At 66.4% G+C, this 15836-nt stretch carries 13 protein-coding genes; 9 read left to right on the top strand and 4 right to left on the bottom strand.

Going from position 1 to position 15836, the window contains the following annotated elements; genetic code table 11:
• Positions 1-37 precede the first annotated feature (37 nt).
• On the bottom strand, positions 38-1000 hold the full coding sequence (locus ACQR1X_RS00520) for a cation diffusion facilitator family transporter (RefSeq protein ID WP_434898131.1): 963 nt from the start codon (positions 998-1000) through the stop codon (positions 38-40).
• A 124-nt stretch (positions 1001-1124) separates the two neighbouring features.
• On the opposite strand from ACQR1X_RS00520, the gene ACQR1X_RS00515 reads away from it, so the two are divergent.
• Entirely contained in the window at positions 1125-1646 is a 522-nt protein-coding gene (locus tag ACQR1X_RS00515) for a nucleoside deaminase (RefSeq protein ID WP_434898130.1), read from the top strand.
• 52 nt (positions 1647-1698) lie between these two features.
• Here the strand turns inward: ACQR1X_RS00515 and ACQR1X_RS00510 are convergent, their stop codons facing one another.
• Positions 1699-2820, bottom strand: a complete 1122-nt coding sequence (locus ACQR1X_RS00510) for a hypothetical protein (RefSeq protein WP_315804406.1) — start codon at positions 2818-2820, stop codon at positions 1699-1701.
• Positions 2821-3400: 580 nt separating this feature from the next.
• Between ACQR1X_RS00510 and ACQR1X_RS00505 the strand changes: the two genes are divergently transcribed.
• From ACQR1X_RS00505 to ACQR1X_RS00490, 4 genes are all read left to right on the top strand, one after another.
• Positions 3401-4966 carry an ABC transporter ATP-binding protein gene (locus ACQR1X_RS00505; RefSeq protein ID WP_316177892.1) on the top strand — a complete coding sequence of 522 codons (1566 nt, stop codon included), beginning with the start codon at positions 3401-3403 and terminating at the stop codon, positions 4964-4966.
• On the top strand, positions 4950-6041 hold the full coding sequence (locus ACQR1X_RS00500) for an ABC transporter permease (RefSeq protein ID WP_316177891.1): 1092 nt from the start codon (positions 4950-4952) through the stop codon (positions 6039-6041). The genes ACQR1X_RS00505 and ACQR1X_RS00500 overlap by 17 nt, the downstream gene beginning before the upstream one ends.
• Positions 6028-6945, top strand: a complete 918-nt coding sequence (locus tag ACQR1X_RS00495; RefSeq protein ID WP_316177890.1) for an ABC transporter permease — start codon at positions 6028-6030, stop codon at positions 6943-6945. The genes ACQR1X_RS00500 and ACQR1X_RS00495 overlap by 14 nt, the downstream gene beginning before the upstream one ends.
• 80 nt (positions 6946-7025) lie before the next feature.
• A complete protein-coding gene (locus ACQR1X_RS00490; RefSeq protein WP_434898129.1) occupies positions 7026-8105 on the top strand; it encodes a BMP family ABC transporter substrate-binding protein in 1080 nt (359 codons plus the stop codon).
• Between the two features lie 76 nt (positions 8106-8181).
• Here ACQR1X_RS00490 and ACQR1X_RS00485 read toward each other — a convergent pair whose 3' ends face one another.
• Positions 8182-9528, bottom strand: a complete 1347-nt coding sequence (locus ACQR1X_RS00485; RefSeq protein ID WP_434898128.1) for an 8-oxoguanine deaminase — start codon at positions 9526-9528, stop codon at positions 8182-8184.
• A gap of 140 nt (positions 9529-9668) precedes the next feature.
• Between ACQR1X_RS00485 and ACQR1X_RS00480 the strand changes: the two genes are divergently transcribed.
• Positions 9669-10493 (top strand): FAD binding domain-containing protein, encoded by an 825-nt coding sequence (locus tag ACQR1X_RS00480; RefSeq protein ID WP_434898127.1) that lies wholly within the window; start codon positions 9669-9671, stop codon positions 10491-10493.
• Positions 10490-13204 (top strand): molybdopterin-dependent oxidoreductase, encoded by a 2715-nt coding sequence (locus ACQR1X_RS00475; RefSeq protein ID WP_434898126.1) that lies wholly within the window; start codon positions 10490-10492, stop codon positions 13202-13204. Before ACQR1X_RS00480 ends, ACQR1X_RS00475 begins: the two co-directional genes overlap by 4 nt.
• 23 nt (positions 13205-13227) lie before the next feature.
• Here ACQR1X_RS00475 and ACQR1X_RS00470 read toward each other — a convergent pair whose 3' ends face one another.
• The gene (locus tag ACQR1X_RS00470; protein ID WP_315804399.1) at positions 13228-13530 is read right to left on the bottom strand and encodes a hypothetical protein; all 303 of its coding nucleotides are present in this window, start codon (positions 13528-13530) and stop codon (positions 13228-13230) included.
• Between the two features lie 200 nt (positions 13531-13730).
• Between ACQR1X_RS00470 and ACQR1X_RS00465 the strand changes: the two genes are divergently transcribed.
• Both ACQR1X_RS00465 and ACQR1X_RS00460 read left to right on the top strand, forming a co-directional pair.
• Positions 13731-14915, top strand: a complete 1185-nt coding sequence (locus tag ACQR1X_RS00465) for a urate hydroxylase PuuD (RefSeq protein ID WP_434898125.1) — start codon at positions 13731-13733, stop codon at positions 14913-14915.
• Positions 14916-15338: 423 nt separating this feature from the next.
• On the top strand, positions 15339-15638 hold the full coding sequence (locus ACQR1X_RS00460; protein WP_315804397.1) for a hypothetical protein: 300 nt from the start codon (positions 15339-15341) through the stop codon (positions 15636-15638).
• The last annotated feature ends 198 nt before the right edge of the window (positions 15639-15836 follow it).

The raw sequence follows: 15836 nt of genomic DNA, 5'->3' as shown, positions 1-15836 counted from the left end.
CACGAAACGGCGGCGTCTGACCGCTGAGCCGCCAATCTCACGCCGAAGCCGAACCATCTTGCAGCAGGCTCTCACGCATTTCCTGATAGCGGGCGCCGGTCTGCGGCTTGACGAACAGCGCTGCGACGATCGGATGCCGCGCCCTCAGCTCGCTTTCGATTGCCACGACGGCCCGCTCGATATCGTCGGCGCGCTGATCGTCCGCAAACTCGATGCTCAGCGCGACGACGACCTGCTGCGGCGACAGCTGCACCGTGAGCAGCCCGTTGGCCGACTTGACGCTTTGCCTCCTGCGCGCGATGTCGAGGATCGAACGCGCCAGCTCGGGATCCGCGGGCTCGCCGATCAGGAGGCTCTTGCTCTCCCGCGCGAGCACCATCGAGGTCACCGCAAGCAGCACGCCGATCAGGATGGACCCGATGCCGTCCCATGCCGGCTGATCGAAGGCGACGGCCGCGGCCATGGCAGCAGCAGCGATGACGATGCCGATCAGGGCCGCGGTGTCTTCGAACACGACCATGAAGGCCGGCGGGTCCTTGCTGCGCCTGAATGCCTCAAGGTAGGAGAGACCCGGGGCAGCCGCACGAAAGCGTCGCACCGCCACCCACCAGGACCCAGCCTCGAAGACGAATGAGAGCGCGAGCACGATGTAGTTCACCGTCGGGTCTTCGATCGGCAGCGGATGCATCAGATGCGCGACGCCTTCGTACAGCGAGACGCCGGCGCCGAGCGCGAACAAGAGCAGCGCAACGATGAAGCTCCAGAAGTAGAGCTCACGACCATGCCCGAGCGGATGCCGTCGGTCGGGCGGACGGCTCGCGCGATGAAAGCCGTAGAGCAGCAGGAGCTCGTTCGAGGTGTCGACGACGGAGTGGATCGCCTCGCTCATCATGGCCGAGCTGCCGGTCCAGACCGCCGCGGCGATCTTGGTGCAGGCCACGAGCAGATTGCCGGCAAGCGCCGCATAGACGGCCACCCTGGAATCCGCGTTTGCCGCCATGTCGCCTGCCCGCTCTCCGCACTCGTGCGCCGGGAAACGCGAGCCGCGGGCCATCAGTTCCCGCGGTTGCGGACGTCTCCGCGCCGGCGCAGGATCCCCCGACCCGCAACGGAGCAGAGTGGCGATGGGACCGGCAGATCAGGCAAGAGACGGACAGAGGCAGGCCGACGCACAAGACCGGGACGCACATTTCCTGCGCCACAGCTTCGCCATCGCGCGCCGTGCGACGTCCAACGGCAATCATCCGTTCGGAGCCGTGCTCATCGCGGCCGACGGCCGCGTTCTGATCGAGGCCGAGAACGGCTATATGCCGGCACATGACGCCTCGGCGCATGCCGAGCGGCTGGCCGCGACCCAGGCCTGCATTTCGATTGCGCCCGAAATCAGAGCGGCTGCCACCCTGTATTCGTCGGCCGAGCCATGCGCGATGTGCGCGGGCGCGATCTACTGGGCGGGCATCGGACGCGTGGTCTATGGGCTGAGCGAACGGCGGCTGCGCGACCTCACCGGCAACCATCCGGAGAACCCGACCCTCGACCTGCCCTGCCGCGACGTGTTCGCGAGCGGCCAGCGTGCGACCGAAGTCGTCGGCCCCCTGCTGGAGGACGAAGCCGCGACGCTGCATGAGGGAGCCTGGGACAAATGAAGCAGGCGCCGCGACCGGAGGCGCGGCGCCTGCTTGCGTGGCTCGGTCGATATCAGAACTTCACGGTCACGCCTGAATACAGCGACGACTCGGTGCAGGCGCCCGTGGCGACGCGGGTGCCGCCGACGCCGGCGACGGAACAGCCGACCGCGTTGTTGTGGTCGAGGCCGAACTTGTTCTGCCAGTAGCGATAGGCCACCCAGACGTCGATCATGTGGCTCTGCTTCTCGCCCCACATCGCCTTCGACGCGTCGAAGGTCAGGCGGATCGGCTCGGAGTTGAACTCGACCTTCGTCGGATAGACGCCGTTCGCGACGCTCGCCGGGAGCGGCTCGGTGTCGGTGCCCTTCTTGCCGTACCAGCCGGCGCGGCCCGAGATCGAGAAGAACTGCATGCTCTCGGGCAGGAAACCGAGATCCATGTAGTAGTTGGTCTCGACCGCCCAGGTCGGCTTGAACGAGGTATTGCCGTCAGTAATGCAGGGGTTCGACCAGCCGGCGCCGCACTGTGAGAACGAGTTGTGGTTGGCGAACTCCCAATACATCAGGGGAGCGACGTTGAAATAGCCCTTGTAGGGCAGGTTGAACGCGAACTGCAGGCCGGCCACCACGTCGCGCTTGGCGGCGCCGAAATAGCGATTCTCCGTGTTGGCATCCATGCCCACCTCGAACGAGATGTTCTGCAGCGGGCCCATGGTGAAGGCCTTGGTGTTGAATATCTGATTCCAGCCGAAGGTCGAGCGGAACAGGCCGTAGATCTCGGTCGCGCCGGCGCAGCTCGCCGGCGTGAACGCGAAGCCGGCGTTGGGCGAGACGATGCCGCCGGTCTGCGTGCACGGCCCGGCGGGATCGTTGTGGTCCGACTTGAACAGCGAGATCGTGAAGAAGTTGGTGCCGTAGCCCCAGACGTCGAAATGGGTGAACGAGTAGACCTGCTTGGCGGTCTTGGCGTTGAATGTGCCGTTGCCGTTCACGCTCCATGCACCAGGCTGGCTGGCATCGAAGATGTAGGAGTAGCTGACGCGATTGTCGACGACGAGGAAGAACGGCACCTCGGCTGGGGCCTTTTTCGCGACCGCCTTGGCAGGCAGATCAGCGGCCCCAGCGACACCGATTGACGTCAGTGCGACCGCGCCCAGCGCGACGGCCGCCGCAATTATTTGACGAAACGACATTCCGAACACCCCCAGTTGACAAGCGCAGATTCCCGACTTGCATGCACAGTTGCGCCGTTCCACCGGCCGGAGAAGCCTCAACTTTCTCCAGGACTTGCCCGCAGTTTGATCAAGGTTATGCCGTATTACGGCGTCGACGGTGGCGGTCGCGGGCGCAGCCATGGGACGATTGGTCGCGGCCGCGACGCTCCCGGATCACGATCTTGCTGCTTCACATTGCTGAAGTTTTTCCGAAAAGCGTCGCCTGGCCTCTCGCACGATTTCGCGATCACCCGTGAACGCAAGCGCGCCATTGGACGCGCATTGCATGACGCTGCTCATCCAACGTGCAGCCTGCTGCGACCGGATCGATTTCCCGGCCAGTGTCGCAGAAGTGCCACAGAACGTCATGGGGCGCTGCGCTCGACTCGATTGCGGCCTGCGATGCCTGCAACCGACGGCGCGCTGCATTCGCCGGTCTCCGCGGATGAACCGTTGGACAAGAGTTGGGCAAAGGATGGCGCTTTTCGCCTCTTACGCGCCGCGGCAAATTAGATCACAATTGAGGCAGCTTCATTCCCCCTGCCCCATGACGCAGCAAATGCCTGACCCAGCGCCGGTCGATCCGAAATCTACGCCTCCGCTCCTGCAGACGGTCGGATTGACCAAGCGCTATGGCGACTTCGTTGCCAACGACAAGATCGACATCGAGATCCGGCCACGCGAGATTCACGCCCTGCTCGGCGAGAACGGTGCGGGGAAATCGACCCTGGTGAAGACGATCTATGGACTGGTGCAGCCGAGCGCCGGCGAGTTGCGCTGGCAGGGTGAGCCGGTCCAGCTGTCCGGCCCGGCCGAAGCGCGATCCCTCGGCATCGGCATGGTGTTTCAGCATTTCTCTCTGTTCGACAACCTCACCGTGGCCGAGAACGTGGCGCTCGGGCTCGACGGCAAGGAGCCGTTCAAGGCCATGTCGGCGCGGCTCGCGGATGTCGCGCGCGATTATGGCCTGCCGCTGGATCCGAAGCGCGAGGTATGGCAATTGTCGGTCGGCGAGCGGCAGCGCATCGAGATCGTGCGCGCGCTGATGCAGAATCCGAAATTCCTGATCCTGGACGAGCCCACCGCCGTGCTGACGCCGCAGGAGGCCGACCAACTGTTCGTCGTCCTGGAGCGCCTGAAAGCGGAAGGCCGCGCTGTTCTCTACATCAGCCACAAGCTGGAAGAGGTGAAGCGGCTGTGCGACACCGCCACCATCCTTCGCGGCGGCCGGAAGGTCGCGACCTGCAATCCGAAGCTGGAGACGGCTGCCTCGCTGGCCCGCATGATGGTGGGCACCGAGATCAAGGAGGTGAAGCCGCCGGCCGAGCGGCACACCACCGTGCCGCGTCTGGTCGTCAATGATCTCACCCTCGCCCCGGGCGAGCTTCATGGCGTGGCTCTCAAGAACATTTCCTTCGAGCTGAAGGGCGGAGAGATCCTCGGCATCGCCGGTGTCGCCGGCAACGGCCAGGACGAGCTGTTCGCTGCGCTGTCCGGCGAACGCCTCGTCAAGGAGCCCGGCACGATCATCATCGACGGCCTCGCCTGCGGGAATCTCTCGATCACCCAACGGCGCAAGATGGGCGCGGCGTTCGTGCCGGAGGAGCGGCTGGGGCACGGCACCGCGCCGCGGATGCGGCTGTCCGAGAACGCGCTGCTGACCGGACACGCCGCGAGCGACATGGTCCGGCACGGCTTCATCAACGCGGCCGCGACGTTGCGGACGGTCGATCTGACGACCGAGACATTCGACGTCCGCAAGGCCAAGCGGGATCCGGAAGCGGCGAGCCTGTCCGGCGGCAACCTGCAGAAGTTCGTCGTCGGCCGCGAGATCCTGCGCACGCCGGCGGTGCTGGTCGTCAACCAGCCGACCTGGGGCGTCGACGCCGGCGCCGCCGCGATCATCCGCCAGGCGCTGATCGATCTCGCCAGCGCCGGCGCTGCCGTCCTCGTCACCAGCCAGGACCTCGACGAACTGATCGAGATCGCCGACCGCATCGCGGTGATGTTTCATGGACACTTGTCGGAGGCGCTGCCGCGCGCCGAGGCCACGCGGGAGAGGCTCGGCCTGTTGATGGGCGGCGCCAGTCTCGAGAAGGAGGCGGCGCATGCAGCTCGTGCTTGAGAAGCGCGCCGAGCGTTCGCGCACCATCGCGCTGGTTTCGCCGCTGATCGCGATCGGACTGACACTCGTCACGATGAGCGTGCTGTTCGCCGTGCTCGGCAAGAACCCGATCACCGCGCTCGGCGTCTACTTCGTCGCGCCGCTCACCGACGGCTATTCGCTGCAGGAGATCGCGGTGAAAGCGACGCCATTGGTGATGATCGCGATCGGTCTGTCGCTGTGCTACCTCGCCAACGCCTGGAACATCGGCGCCGAAGGCCAGTTCCTGATCGGCGCCGTTGCCGGCAGCTGGATCGCGGTCAAGACGCAAGGCACCGAGGCCGGACATTGGGTGCTGCCGGCGATGCTGGTCGCAGGCGCCGCAGCCGGCGCCCTCTACGCGCTGATCCCGGCGCTGTGCCGCGTCAAGTTCGGCGCCAGCGAGATCCTCACAAGCCTGATGCTGGTCTACGTCGCCGATCTCCTGCTCGACTATCTCGTCCGCGGCCCCTGGCGCGATCCTGCCGGCTTCAACTTCCCCACCACGGCGGAGTTCGACCCGGTCGCCACCGTGCCGGTGCTGATCGAGGGCGGACGCCTGCATCTCGGCAGCGTCATCGCGCTGCTCGTCGTTGCAGGCGCCTTCGTGCTGCTCGAGCGCACCATCAAGGGGTTCGAGATCCGCGTCGTCGGCGCGGCCCCCCGCGCGGCACGCTTCGGCGGCTTCAACGCCAACCAGCTCATCCTCCTGACATTCGCGGTGTCCGGCGCATTGGCCGGTCTCGCAGGGATCATCGAGGTGGCGGGCCCCATCGGACATCTGCAACCAGGCATCTCGCCGGGCTATGGCTTCACCGCGATCATCGTGGCCTTCCTGGGGCGGCTCAATCCAGTTGGAATATTCATTGCAGGGCTCTTCCTCGCATTGACGTTCATTGGCGGCGAGCAGGCCCAGATCACGATGAAGATTCCACTCGATGTGACCAAGGTGTTCCAGGGCATCCTGCTGTTCTACGTGCTCGCCTGCGATTCCCTCATCCTCTACCGTTTCAAGCTCGTCTTCGCCGCGCGGCAGGTGCAAAGTGGTGCTGGTTGAAGCAATCATCCTGTCGGTGCTCGCCGCATCGACGCCGCTGCTGCTGGCGGCCACCGGTGAGCTGGTCACCGAGCGCTCGGGCGTGCTCAACCTCGGCGTCGAGGGCATGATGATCGTCGGCGCGGCCTGCGGCTTCGGCGGGGCCTGGCTGTCCGGCTCGATCGTCGTCGGCGCATTGTGCGGCATCGTCGCCGGCATGCTGATGTCACTGATCTTCGCGTTCATGACCCTTGGCCTCGCCGTCAATCAGGTGGCCACGGGCCTCGCGCTGACCATCCTCGGCATCGGTCTCTCCGGCCTGATCGGCGCGCGCTTCGTCGGCGAGCGCATCGGCACCGCGCCGCACCTCTCCATTCCCGGCCTCAGCGACATTCCGCTGGTCGGCCGCATCCTGTTCGGCGAGGACGCGTTCGTCTATCTGTCGCTCGCGCTGATCATCGCCGTCTGGTGGTTCCTGTACCGCACCCGTGCCGGCCTGGTGCTGCGCGCCTGCGGCGACAACCATGTCTCCGCCCACGCGCTCGGCTATCCCGTGCTGCGCATCCGTTTGCTCGCGGTGCTGTTCGGCGGCGGCTGCGCCGGGCTCGCCGGCGCCTATCTGCCGCTGGCCTATACGCCTTTCTTCATTCCCGGCATGACCGCGGGACGCGGCTGGATCGCGCTGGCGCTGGTCGTGTTTGCATCCTGGCGACCGGGCCGCCTTGTCGTCGGCGCCTATCTGTTCGGCGCGGTGACGATCCTGCAGCTCCATGCGCAGGGTGCGGGCGTGGGCATCCCCTCGCAGTTCATGTCGGCGCTGCCCTATCTCGCCACGGTGATCGTGCTGGTGCTGCTGTCGCGCGCCCGCACCGGCGGCTCCACTGCGCCGGCGGCGCTGGGGACGGTGTTCGTGCCGGATCGCTGAAGCAATCATCCGGAGCGCCAGCGATGGGGCGCGGCGCTCTGGCTCACGAGGTTTCCCCCGATTGTTTGGAGGCATGGACGATGATGAAAAGGCTTCTGGGGGCTGCCGTTGCGCTGGTACTGGCGGGAAGCATCGCCGGCGTGGCGCACGCCGCCGACAAGCTGAAGGTCGGCTTCATCTATCTCGGACCGATCGGCGACCTCGGCTGGACCTATCAGCATGAGCTCGCGCGCCAGGCGCTGGTGAAGGAGCTCGGCGACAAGATCGAGACGACCTATCTGGAGAACGTACCGGAAGGCCCGGACGCCGAGCGCGCCATCGAGCAGTTGGTCCGCGCCGGCAACAAGCTGATCTTCACGACCTCGTTCGGCTACATGGATCCGACCCTGAAGGTCGCCAAGAAGTATCCCAACGTGCATTTCGAGCATGCCACGGGCTACAAGCGCGACAAGAACATGTCGACCTATTCGGCGCGCTGGTATCAGGGCCGCTACATCCAGGGCATCATCGCCGGCAAGATGTCGAAGGCAGGCGTGCTCGGCTATATCGGCTCGTTCCCGATCCCCGAGGTGATCTCGGGCATCAACGCCACGATCATCGGCGCGCAGACGGTCAATCCGAACATCAAGGTCAAGATCATCTGGGCCAACACCTGGTTCGACCCCGGCAAGGAAGCCGACGCCGCCAAGGCGCTGATCGACCAGGGCGCCGACATCATCATGCAGCACACCGACAGCCCGGCCGCCATGCAGATCGCGGCCGAGCGCGGCAAGCTCGCCTTCGGCCAGGACTCAGAGATGATCAAGTTCGGCCCCAAGGCGCAGCTCACCTCGATCCTCGACACCTGGGGCCCCTACTACATCGCGCGCGTCAAGGCCGAGCTCGACGGCACCTGGAAATCGGAGGACACCTGGGGCGGCCTCGATTCCAAGATGTTCGAGATGGCGCCCTATACCAACATTCCTGACGACGTGAAGAAGCTGGCCGAGGAGACGCAGGCCGCGATCACCGCCGGCAAGCTGCACCCGTTCAAGTGCCCCGTGCTCGGCCAGGATGGCAAGGAGATCGAGTGCAAGGGCGGCGACCATCTCGCCGATGGACAGATTCTCGGCATGAACTTCTACGTCAAGGGCGTCGACGACAAGGTGCCGGGCAAGTAGACGCAGTACACCGCTAGAACTCTCCCCCACAAGTCGGGGAGAGTTCTCGAGCGAATATTTTCCAACGCTGCGCGCATCACCCTCCCCGCATGGCCCTAGCTGCCGCGCTGTGCCGATCGATCAGCCCGCCGACGTCCAGTCCCGGAATTGCGCCGTCGACCACGGTCCAACGGCCGCCGACCATGACGCGATCGGCGCGGTGCGCGCCGCATAGCACCAGCGCCGCGATCGGATCGCCTGCACCCGAGAAGCGCAGCTCGTCGAGCTTGAACAGCGCGAGGTCGGCGGCCTTGCCCAGCGCGATCTCGCCGAGCTCTGGCCGGCCGACGCAGGCGGCCGAGCCCTTGGTCGCCCAGCGCAGCGCATCCTTGTGGCTGATCCGGCCAACGCCATAGCGCGCCCGCTGCAGCAGGAATGCGGCACGAACCTCCTGCATCAGGTTGGAGCCGTCGTTCGACGCCGAGCCGTCGACGCCGAGGCCGATCCCGACGCCCGCCTCCTCCATCTCGCACACCGGACAGTAGCCGGAGGCAAGCAACTGGTTCGAGCAGGCGCAATGGCTGATCGTGGTCCTGGCCTTGCCGAGCCGCTTCATCTCCTCGGCATTGAAGAAGATGCCGTGCGCCAGCCAGGTGCGCGGGCCGAGCCAGCCGTTCTTCTCGAGATAGTCCAGCGGACGGCAGCCGAACATCTGCTCGCAGAAGCGGTTCTCATCCTTCGTCTCGGCGAGATGCGTGTGCAGCCGCACGTCGAGCTTATCGGCAAGCGCAGCGGTCTTCTGCATCAGCGATCCCGTCACCGAGAACGGCGAGCACGGCGCCAGCGCGATCTGCACCATCGCATCGGGTCCGCGCTCGTGATAGGTCGTGACCACGCGCGCGCTGTCGGCGAGGATCGTGTCCTCGTCCTGCACCACGCTGTCCGGTGGCAGTCCGCCGTCGCGCTCCGACAGGTTCATCGAGCCGCGGGTCAGCAGCACACGGATGCCGAGCCGCTTCGCCACCGCGACCTCGATGCCGACGGCATCTTCGAGCCCGGCGGGGAAGACGTAGTGATGATCGGTCGTGGTCGTGCAGCCCGACAGCATCAGTTCGGCCATCGCGACCGTGACCGCCGCATCCAACGCCTCCGGCGTCAGCTTCGCCCAGATCGGATAGAGCGCCTTGAGCCAGGGGAACAGCTCGCGGTCCATCGCAGCCGGCAGCGCGCGCGTCAGCGTCTGGTAGAAGTGATGGTGCGTGTTGATCAGACCAGGGATGACGACATGCGCGCTCGCATCATAGGCCACCGCGCCCGCAGTCGCCGGCTCGGCACCGGCAGGCACCAGCTCGACGATGCGACCGTCCTTGACGACGACACCGCGCGTGGCGCCCTCGGCGAGAATGGCGAGCGGGTCCTTGATCCAGATCGGCGTCGTGCTCATGGCTGCCTCGTCTCGGTGATTGGGCGCTTGCATGTGCCGGTAGCTTGCAAGCGGAAGGCCAGCGTCATCCTATTGCCAGTTGGCGCTGGTCTTGCAAGGATTCCACCCGCGACAGGCTGCGCCCACGAGCTGGCATCACCATGGACCTGAACACCATCACGGAGGTCGTGCGCCCGAGAACGCGGGCCGAACTGCCCGCCTGGCAGGCAGGCGACGCCTGGCTGGCCGGCGGCACGTGGCTGTTCTCGGAACCGCAGGCGCGCCTGTCGCGGCTGATCGATCTCAGCGATCTCGCCTGGACGCCTCTCGGCATCAGCGATCAGGGCCTGTGCATCGCCGCGACCTGCAGCGTCGCCGCGCTGGACGGGCTGTCCTGCCCGGCCGAGTGGGTCGCGGCGCCGTTGATCGATCAATGCTGCCGCGCGTTCCTGGCTTCATTCAAGATCTGGAAGACGGCGACCGTCGGCGGCAATCTCTGCATGTCGCTGCCGGCCGGGCCGATGATCTCGCTGCTCGCCGCGCTCGAGGGCATTTGCTTGATATGGAAGAATGACGGAGGCGAGCAGCGCGTCCCCGTCGCCGATTTCGTCACCGGCAACAACAGCAATGTGCTCGCGCCCGGCGATCTGCTGCGGCAGATCGACATTCCGCTGGCCGCGCTGAAGCGCCGCGGCGCTTTCCGCCAGATCGCGCTGACGCCGGTCGGGCGCTCCGGCGCACTGCTGATCGGCACGTCGGGCCGCGACGGCGACCTGCTGCTCACCGTGACCGGATCGACCATTAAGCCGCAGCAACTGCGCTTTGCCAGCATGCCCGACGCGACCACGTTGCGCGCCGGCCTGCTCGTCGGAATTCCAGATGCGTCGTACCACGACGATGTTCATGGCAAGCCTGCCTGGCGCAAGGCGATGACCCTGCGCCTCGCTGAGGAGATTCGCGCCGAGCTCGCGGACTTCAGGCCATGAGCGTGATCGTCAATGGCAGGGAAGTCGACACCGCGCCGCGCGCCGGAGAATGCCTGCGGACCTTTCTGCGCGACACCGGCCATTTCGGCGTCAAGAAGGGCTGCGACGCCGGCGACTGCGGTGCCTGCACCGTGCTGCTCGACGGCGAACCGGTGCATAGCTGCCTGATCCCCGCCTTTCGCGCCGAGGGCAAGGCGGTCACGACCGTGGAAGGTCTCGCCGCCGATGACGACCTGCATCCGATGCAGCAGGCCTTCCTCGATGCGCAGGCGTTCCAATGCGGCTTCTGCACCGCCGGCATGATCGTCACCTGTGCCTCGCTGAATCAGGCGCAGAAGAAGGATCTCGGCGCGGCGCTGAAGGGCAATCTGTGCCGCTGCACCGGCTATCGCGCCATCGAGGACGCGCTGCTCGGCCACGTTCACGTCGAGCAGGTCGCGGCCGGCGAAGCCTTCGGGCGCAGCCTGCCCGCCCCTGCCGGCCCCGACGTGGTGCGCGGCCGGGCGCGCTATACTTTCGATACCACGATCGACGGCCTGCTGCACGTCAAGCTCGCGCGCTCGCCGCACGCGCATGCGCGCATCGTCGGCATCGACAAGAGGGCCGCGCTGGCAGTACCTGGCGTGCATGCCGTGCTGACGCACGAGGATGCGCCGGCGACGCTGTTCTCGACCGCGCGCCATGAGCAGGCCTGGATGGATCCGGCGGACACCCGCGTGCTCGACGACGTCGTCCGCTTCATCGGCCAGAAGGTCGCGGCGGTGGTCGCCGAAACCGAGGCTGCGGCGGAGGAAGCCTGCCGGCACCTTGTCATCGACTACGAGATCCTGCACGCCGTGACCGATCCCGAAGCCGCCATGGCGCCGGGTGCCCCTGTCGTCCACGCCGGCCGCGGCAGCGAACATCGCATCGCCGACGTCGGCCGCAACATCGTCGCCGAGACCCACGGCGAGTTCGGCGACGTCGCCGCCGCGCTGGCGTCGGCCGCCGCGAGCTATGAACGCACCTTCACCACGCAGCGCGTGCAGCACGCCGCGCTGGAAACGCATGGCGGTCTCGCTTGGCTCGACGACGACGGCGTGCTCACCCTGCGTTCCAGCACACAGGTGCCGTTCCTGACGAAGCGGGCGCTGTGCGAGATCTTCGACCTCAAGCCCGACAAGGTGCGCGTGTTCTGCGAGCGCGTCGGCGGCGGCTTCGGCGGCAAGCAGGAGATGTTCGTCGAGGATATCCTGGTGCTGGCGGCGCTGAAGACAAGGCGGCCGGTGAAGCTCGAATTCACCCGGGAGGAGCAGTTCATCGCCACCTCGACGCGGCATCCGATGCGCGTCACCGTCAAGGCCGGGGCCGACAAGGATGGCAAGCTGACGGCGCTGCAGCTCGACGTGCTCTCCAACACCGGCGCCTATGGCAATCACGCCGGGCCCGTGCTGTTCCATGCCTGCGCCGAGTCGATCTCGGTGTACAATTGTCCGAACAAGAAAGTCGACGGGATCGCCGTCTATACCAACACGGTGCCGGCCGGCGCCTATCGCGGCTACGGCCTGCCGCAAACCACCTTCGCGGTCGAAGCCGCGATCGACGAGCTTGCGCGGCAGCTCGGCATCGACGCGTTCGAGATGCGACGCCGCAACATCATCAGGCCCGGAGATCCCATGCTGGCGCCGCCGGCATCCGGGCATAGCGACGTGCTGTACGGCTCCTACGGGCTCGACCAGTGCCTCGATCTGGTCGAGCGCGCCATGGCCGAGGCCACGCCGACGCCGGAGCTGTCGGCCGAGTGGCTGAAGGGCGACGGCATCGCGCTGACGATGATCGACACCGTGCCGCCCGACGGCCACTTCGCCGACGCCGTGATCAGCCTGCGCGACGACGGCGGCTTCGTGCTCACCGTCGGCACCGCCGAGTTCGGCAACGGCACCAGCACGGTGCATCGCCAGATCGCCGCGACCGTGCTCGGTACCACCGTCGATCGCATCAGCCTCAGACAGTCCGACACCGCCCATGGCGGCCACGACACGGGCGCCTATGGCTCGACCGGCACCTTCGTCGCGGGACGCGCGACCCAGGCGGCGGCGGAGGCGTTGGCCGAGACGATCAAGCGGTTCGCCTCCGACAGGTGGAACGTCGCTCCCGGCGCCTGCGTGATCGCCGATGATGCAATCACCTGTGGCGCACATCGTCTCGCTTTCGCCGAACTCGCCAAGGCCAGCAGCGCGCCGCTCACCGCGAGCGGTAATTCGCAGGGCACGCCGCGCTCGGTCGCGTTCAACGTCCAGGGTTTTCGTGTCGCCGTGAACAAGGGGACCGGAGAGGTCAGGATCCTCAAGAGCGTCCAGGCCGCGGACGCCGGCCAGGTCGCCAACCCGATGCAGTGCCGCGGCCAGATCGAGGGCGGCGTGGCGCAAGCGCTCGGCGCCGCGCTGTACGAGGAGATCGTGATCGACGGCACCGGCCGCGTGATCAATCCGCGCTTCCGCGACTATCATCTGCCGTCCTATGCCGACGTTCCGCGCACCGAGGTGCTGTTTGCCGATACCCACGACACGATCGGCCCGCTGGGGGCGAAGTCGATGAGCGAGAGCCCGTACAATCCGGTCGCCGCCGCGCTCGGTAACGCGATCCGCGCCGCGACCGGCATCCGCTTCACGGCCGCGCCGTTCAAGCCGGACCGGCTGTTTCCGCAGTTGCAGGAAAAGTTCGGCGAATGAGGCGGTCTGGGGAAACGGCTGCGCTATGGCTTGGGTCGGCGATCGTACGACCAGCCGAACAGCCCGCTCCGCTGGGTCTCGGGCTCTGGTTCCGCAGCCGGCTCCGACGGCTGGGCGGCCGCCTGTGGCGGGGCGGCGGGAGCGACCGGCTTCGGGATGCTCTCGCATTTCATCGCATAGACCAGCTTGCCGTCCTCGGTGCGTCCGATCGGCGCGCAGGCATCGGCGCGCTTGGCCGTGCTCTGCTTGGGGGCGGTCTGCGCCATCGCCAGAGGCACACCAGCGAACTGTCCCAGCACCAGCATGATCAGAACCAGTCTCGTCATCCCGCCCCGTCCCGCTTGTCAGACCGCCACATTGAACGCAATCGCGCCGCCGGAGTCCACTGCGTCACGCGCACATGGCAGCTAATCTGTTGTGCACCGACTGCCACAGCGACGTGCTGGAAATCAGATGCGATCGATGCCACAGATGAGACGCAGGCACTCGGCTCTGGACTTGCCCTGTCGAAGGAGATGAGCGCGCGATGTGGGCCTCGATCATATCGGAATGGCTGAGCCTGATCTTCCGCTGGCTGCACGTGATCGCCGCGGTCGCCTGGATCGGCAGCTCGTTCTACTTCATCGCGCTCGATCTCAGCCTGAAGCCGCGGCAAGGCCTGCCGACGGGCGTGATGGGCGAGGCCTGGCAGGTGCACGGCGGCGGCTTCTACCACATCGTCAAATATCTGGTGGCGCCGGCGCAGATGCCGAGCGAGCTGACCTGGTTCAAATGGGAGGCCTACACCACCTGGCTATCCGGCTTCGTGCTGATGATCGTGGTGTACTATCTCAACGCCGACCTGTTCCTGGTCGACAAGTCGATCCTCGACCTCACGCCCCTCCAGGCCGGCCTGTTCAGCTTCGGCTCGCTGGCGCTGGCGTGGCTGCTCTACGAGGCCGCCTGCCGCAGCGGCCTCGCCCGGCAGGAGCTGCCGTTCGCGATCGGCGGCTACGTCTTTCTCGTCGCGCTCACCTACGCCTTCACCCATGTGCTGAGCGGCCGCGGCGCCTTCAACCAGATCGGCGCGATCATCGGCACCATCATGGTCGCCAACGTGTTTGCCGTGATCATCCCCAACCAGAAGAAGATCGTCGCCGCGCTGCTCGCAGGCCAAGCGCCGGACCCCAGGCTCGGCAAGGCCGGCAAGGAGCGTTCGGTCCACAACAACTATCTGACCCTGCCGGTGGTGGTGCTGATGATCAGCAACCACTATCCGCTCCTGTTCGGCACCCGCTACAACTGGGCGATCGTCGCCATCGTGCTCGCGCTCGGCCCGGTGATCCGCCATTTCTTCAACGAGCGTCACAAGGGTCATCCGTCGCCATGGTGGGTGTGGGGCGTCGCAGCCGCGGGCATGATCGGCATCCTGCTGCTGTCCGCAGCGGGCCCTCGCGACGCCAAGGCGGCCACGAGCGCGCCGCCACGCTTCGCGCAGGTCGAGGAGATCGTGACCTCCCGCTGCAGCATGTGCCACGCCGCCGAGCCCGTATGGGACGGCATCGTCACGGCGCCCAGGGGCGTGCGGCTCGACACTGCCGACGACATCCAGCGCAACGCGCGGCTGATCGCACGCAACGCCGCGTGGTCGAGCGCCATGCCGCCCGGCAACATCACCGAGATCACCGGCGAGGAGCGCGCCGTGCTCGCGGCGTGGGCCGGTGCGCAATAGCGGTCGCAGTTGCCGCCGGCATGACGACCGCTGCTTTGCCTCCCCGAGGCAGTCTGTGGGGCGGGCAAAGGCGCGCCAGCGCGGTCCGCGCAATGCGCCGCCATGTCTCGATGGTAGCGCAGTTAGTTGCGCTGCGGCCCGCAAGCGCTTCGCTGTGCGGCTGACAGCTCCGCTCATCGCGCGCGCGACAATGGATGCTCGCTCGGTTCCCCACGACGATTGCGTGAAGCCGGCACAAGGACAACCGGATTTTCGCAACGCGGAGTTGAACTGCGATGCATGCGACGACGATTGAGCTGGAGCACATCCGATTGTCGTCATGAGCTTGCGGCAAAATTTACCACCCGTTGGGACGCGGCTTGGCTGCAGAAAACATGGCGCTAGAGTGGCGCCCACAATCAGCTCTCAGCGAAACGCCCCATCATGTCGATCTCCGTCAAAGGCCGGCTGGCCATTGTCGCGCTCATCGCGCTTGCCTGCTTCGCAAGCTCGGTACTGAAGCTTTATCTGGGGCTGCTGTGCATCTCGCTGCTCTTGAGCTTTGCCGTGGTCGGCGTCGTGGCCCGGCTGGTCGAAGGGATCGTCATCAGGCGCGACCGGAGCAGCGAGCGACGGCTGGCACATCGCAGCGATCGCTCCGCTCGCGTCGACGAAACGCAGCCGCTGTCGATGACGACGATGGATCATGTCGACACGCCATCGCCGGCCGAACCCGCGCGATGAGGGGATTCTCCGTCTGGCGATCGCGCGCTGACGAACAGGGATACCGCACATCGGAGAATAGCAATGGTGCTACGAGTTCGACCGCTGGAACGGCGACGACCAGATCATCCTTCCGAACCAGCCGATTGCGGACGCGACGACGCCGTGCTCGGTGGCGACACATCGGAAGAGCAGCACGTGGCCGTTCAAATCGCCGCG

It is taken from the genome of Bradyrhizobium sp. HKCCYLRH3073 (assembly GCF_051167995.1).
GTDB lineage: Bacteria > Pseudomonadota > Alphaproteobacteria > Rhizobiales > Xanthobacteraceae > Bradyrhizobium.
Note: the sequence above shows the minus strand (reverse complement) of the source record. Positions and strands in the feature narration are given on the sequence as shown.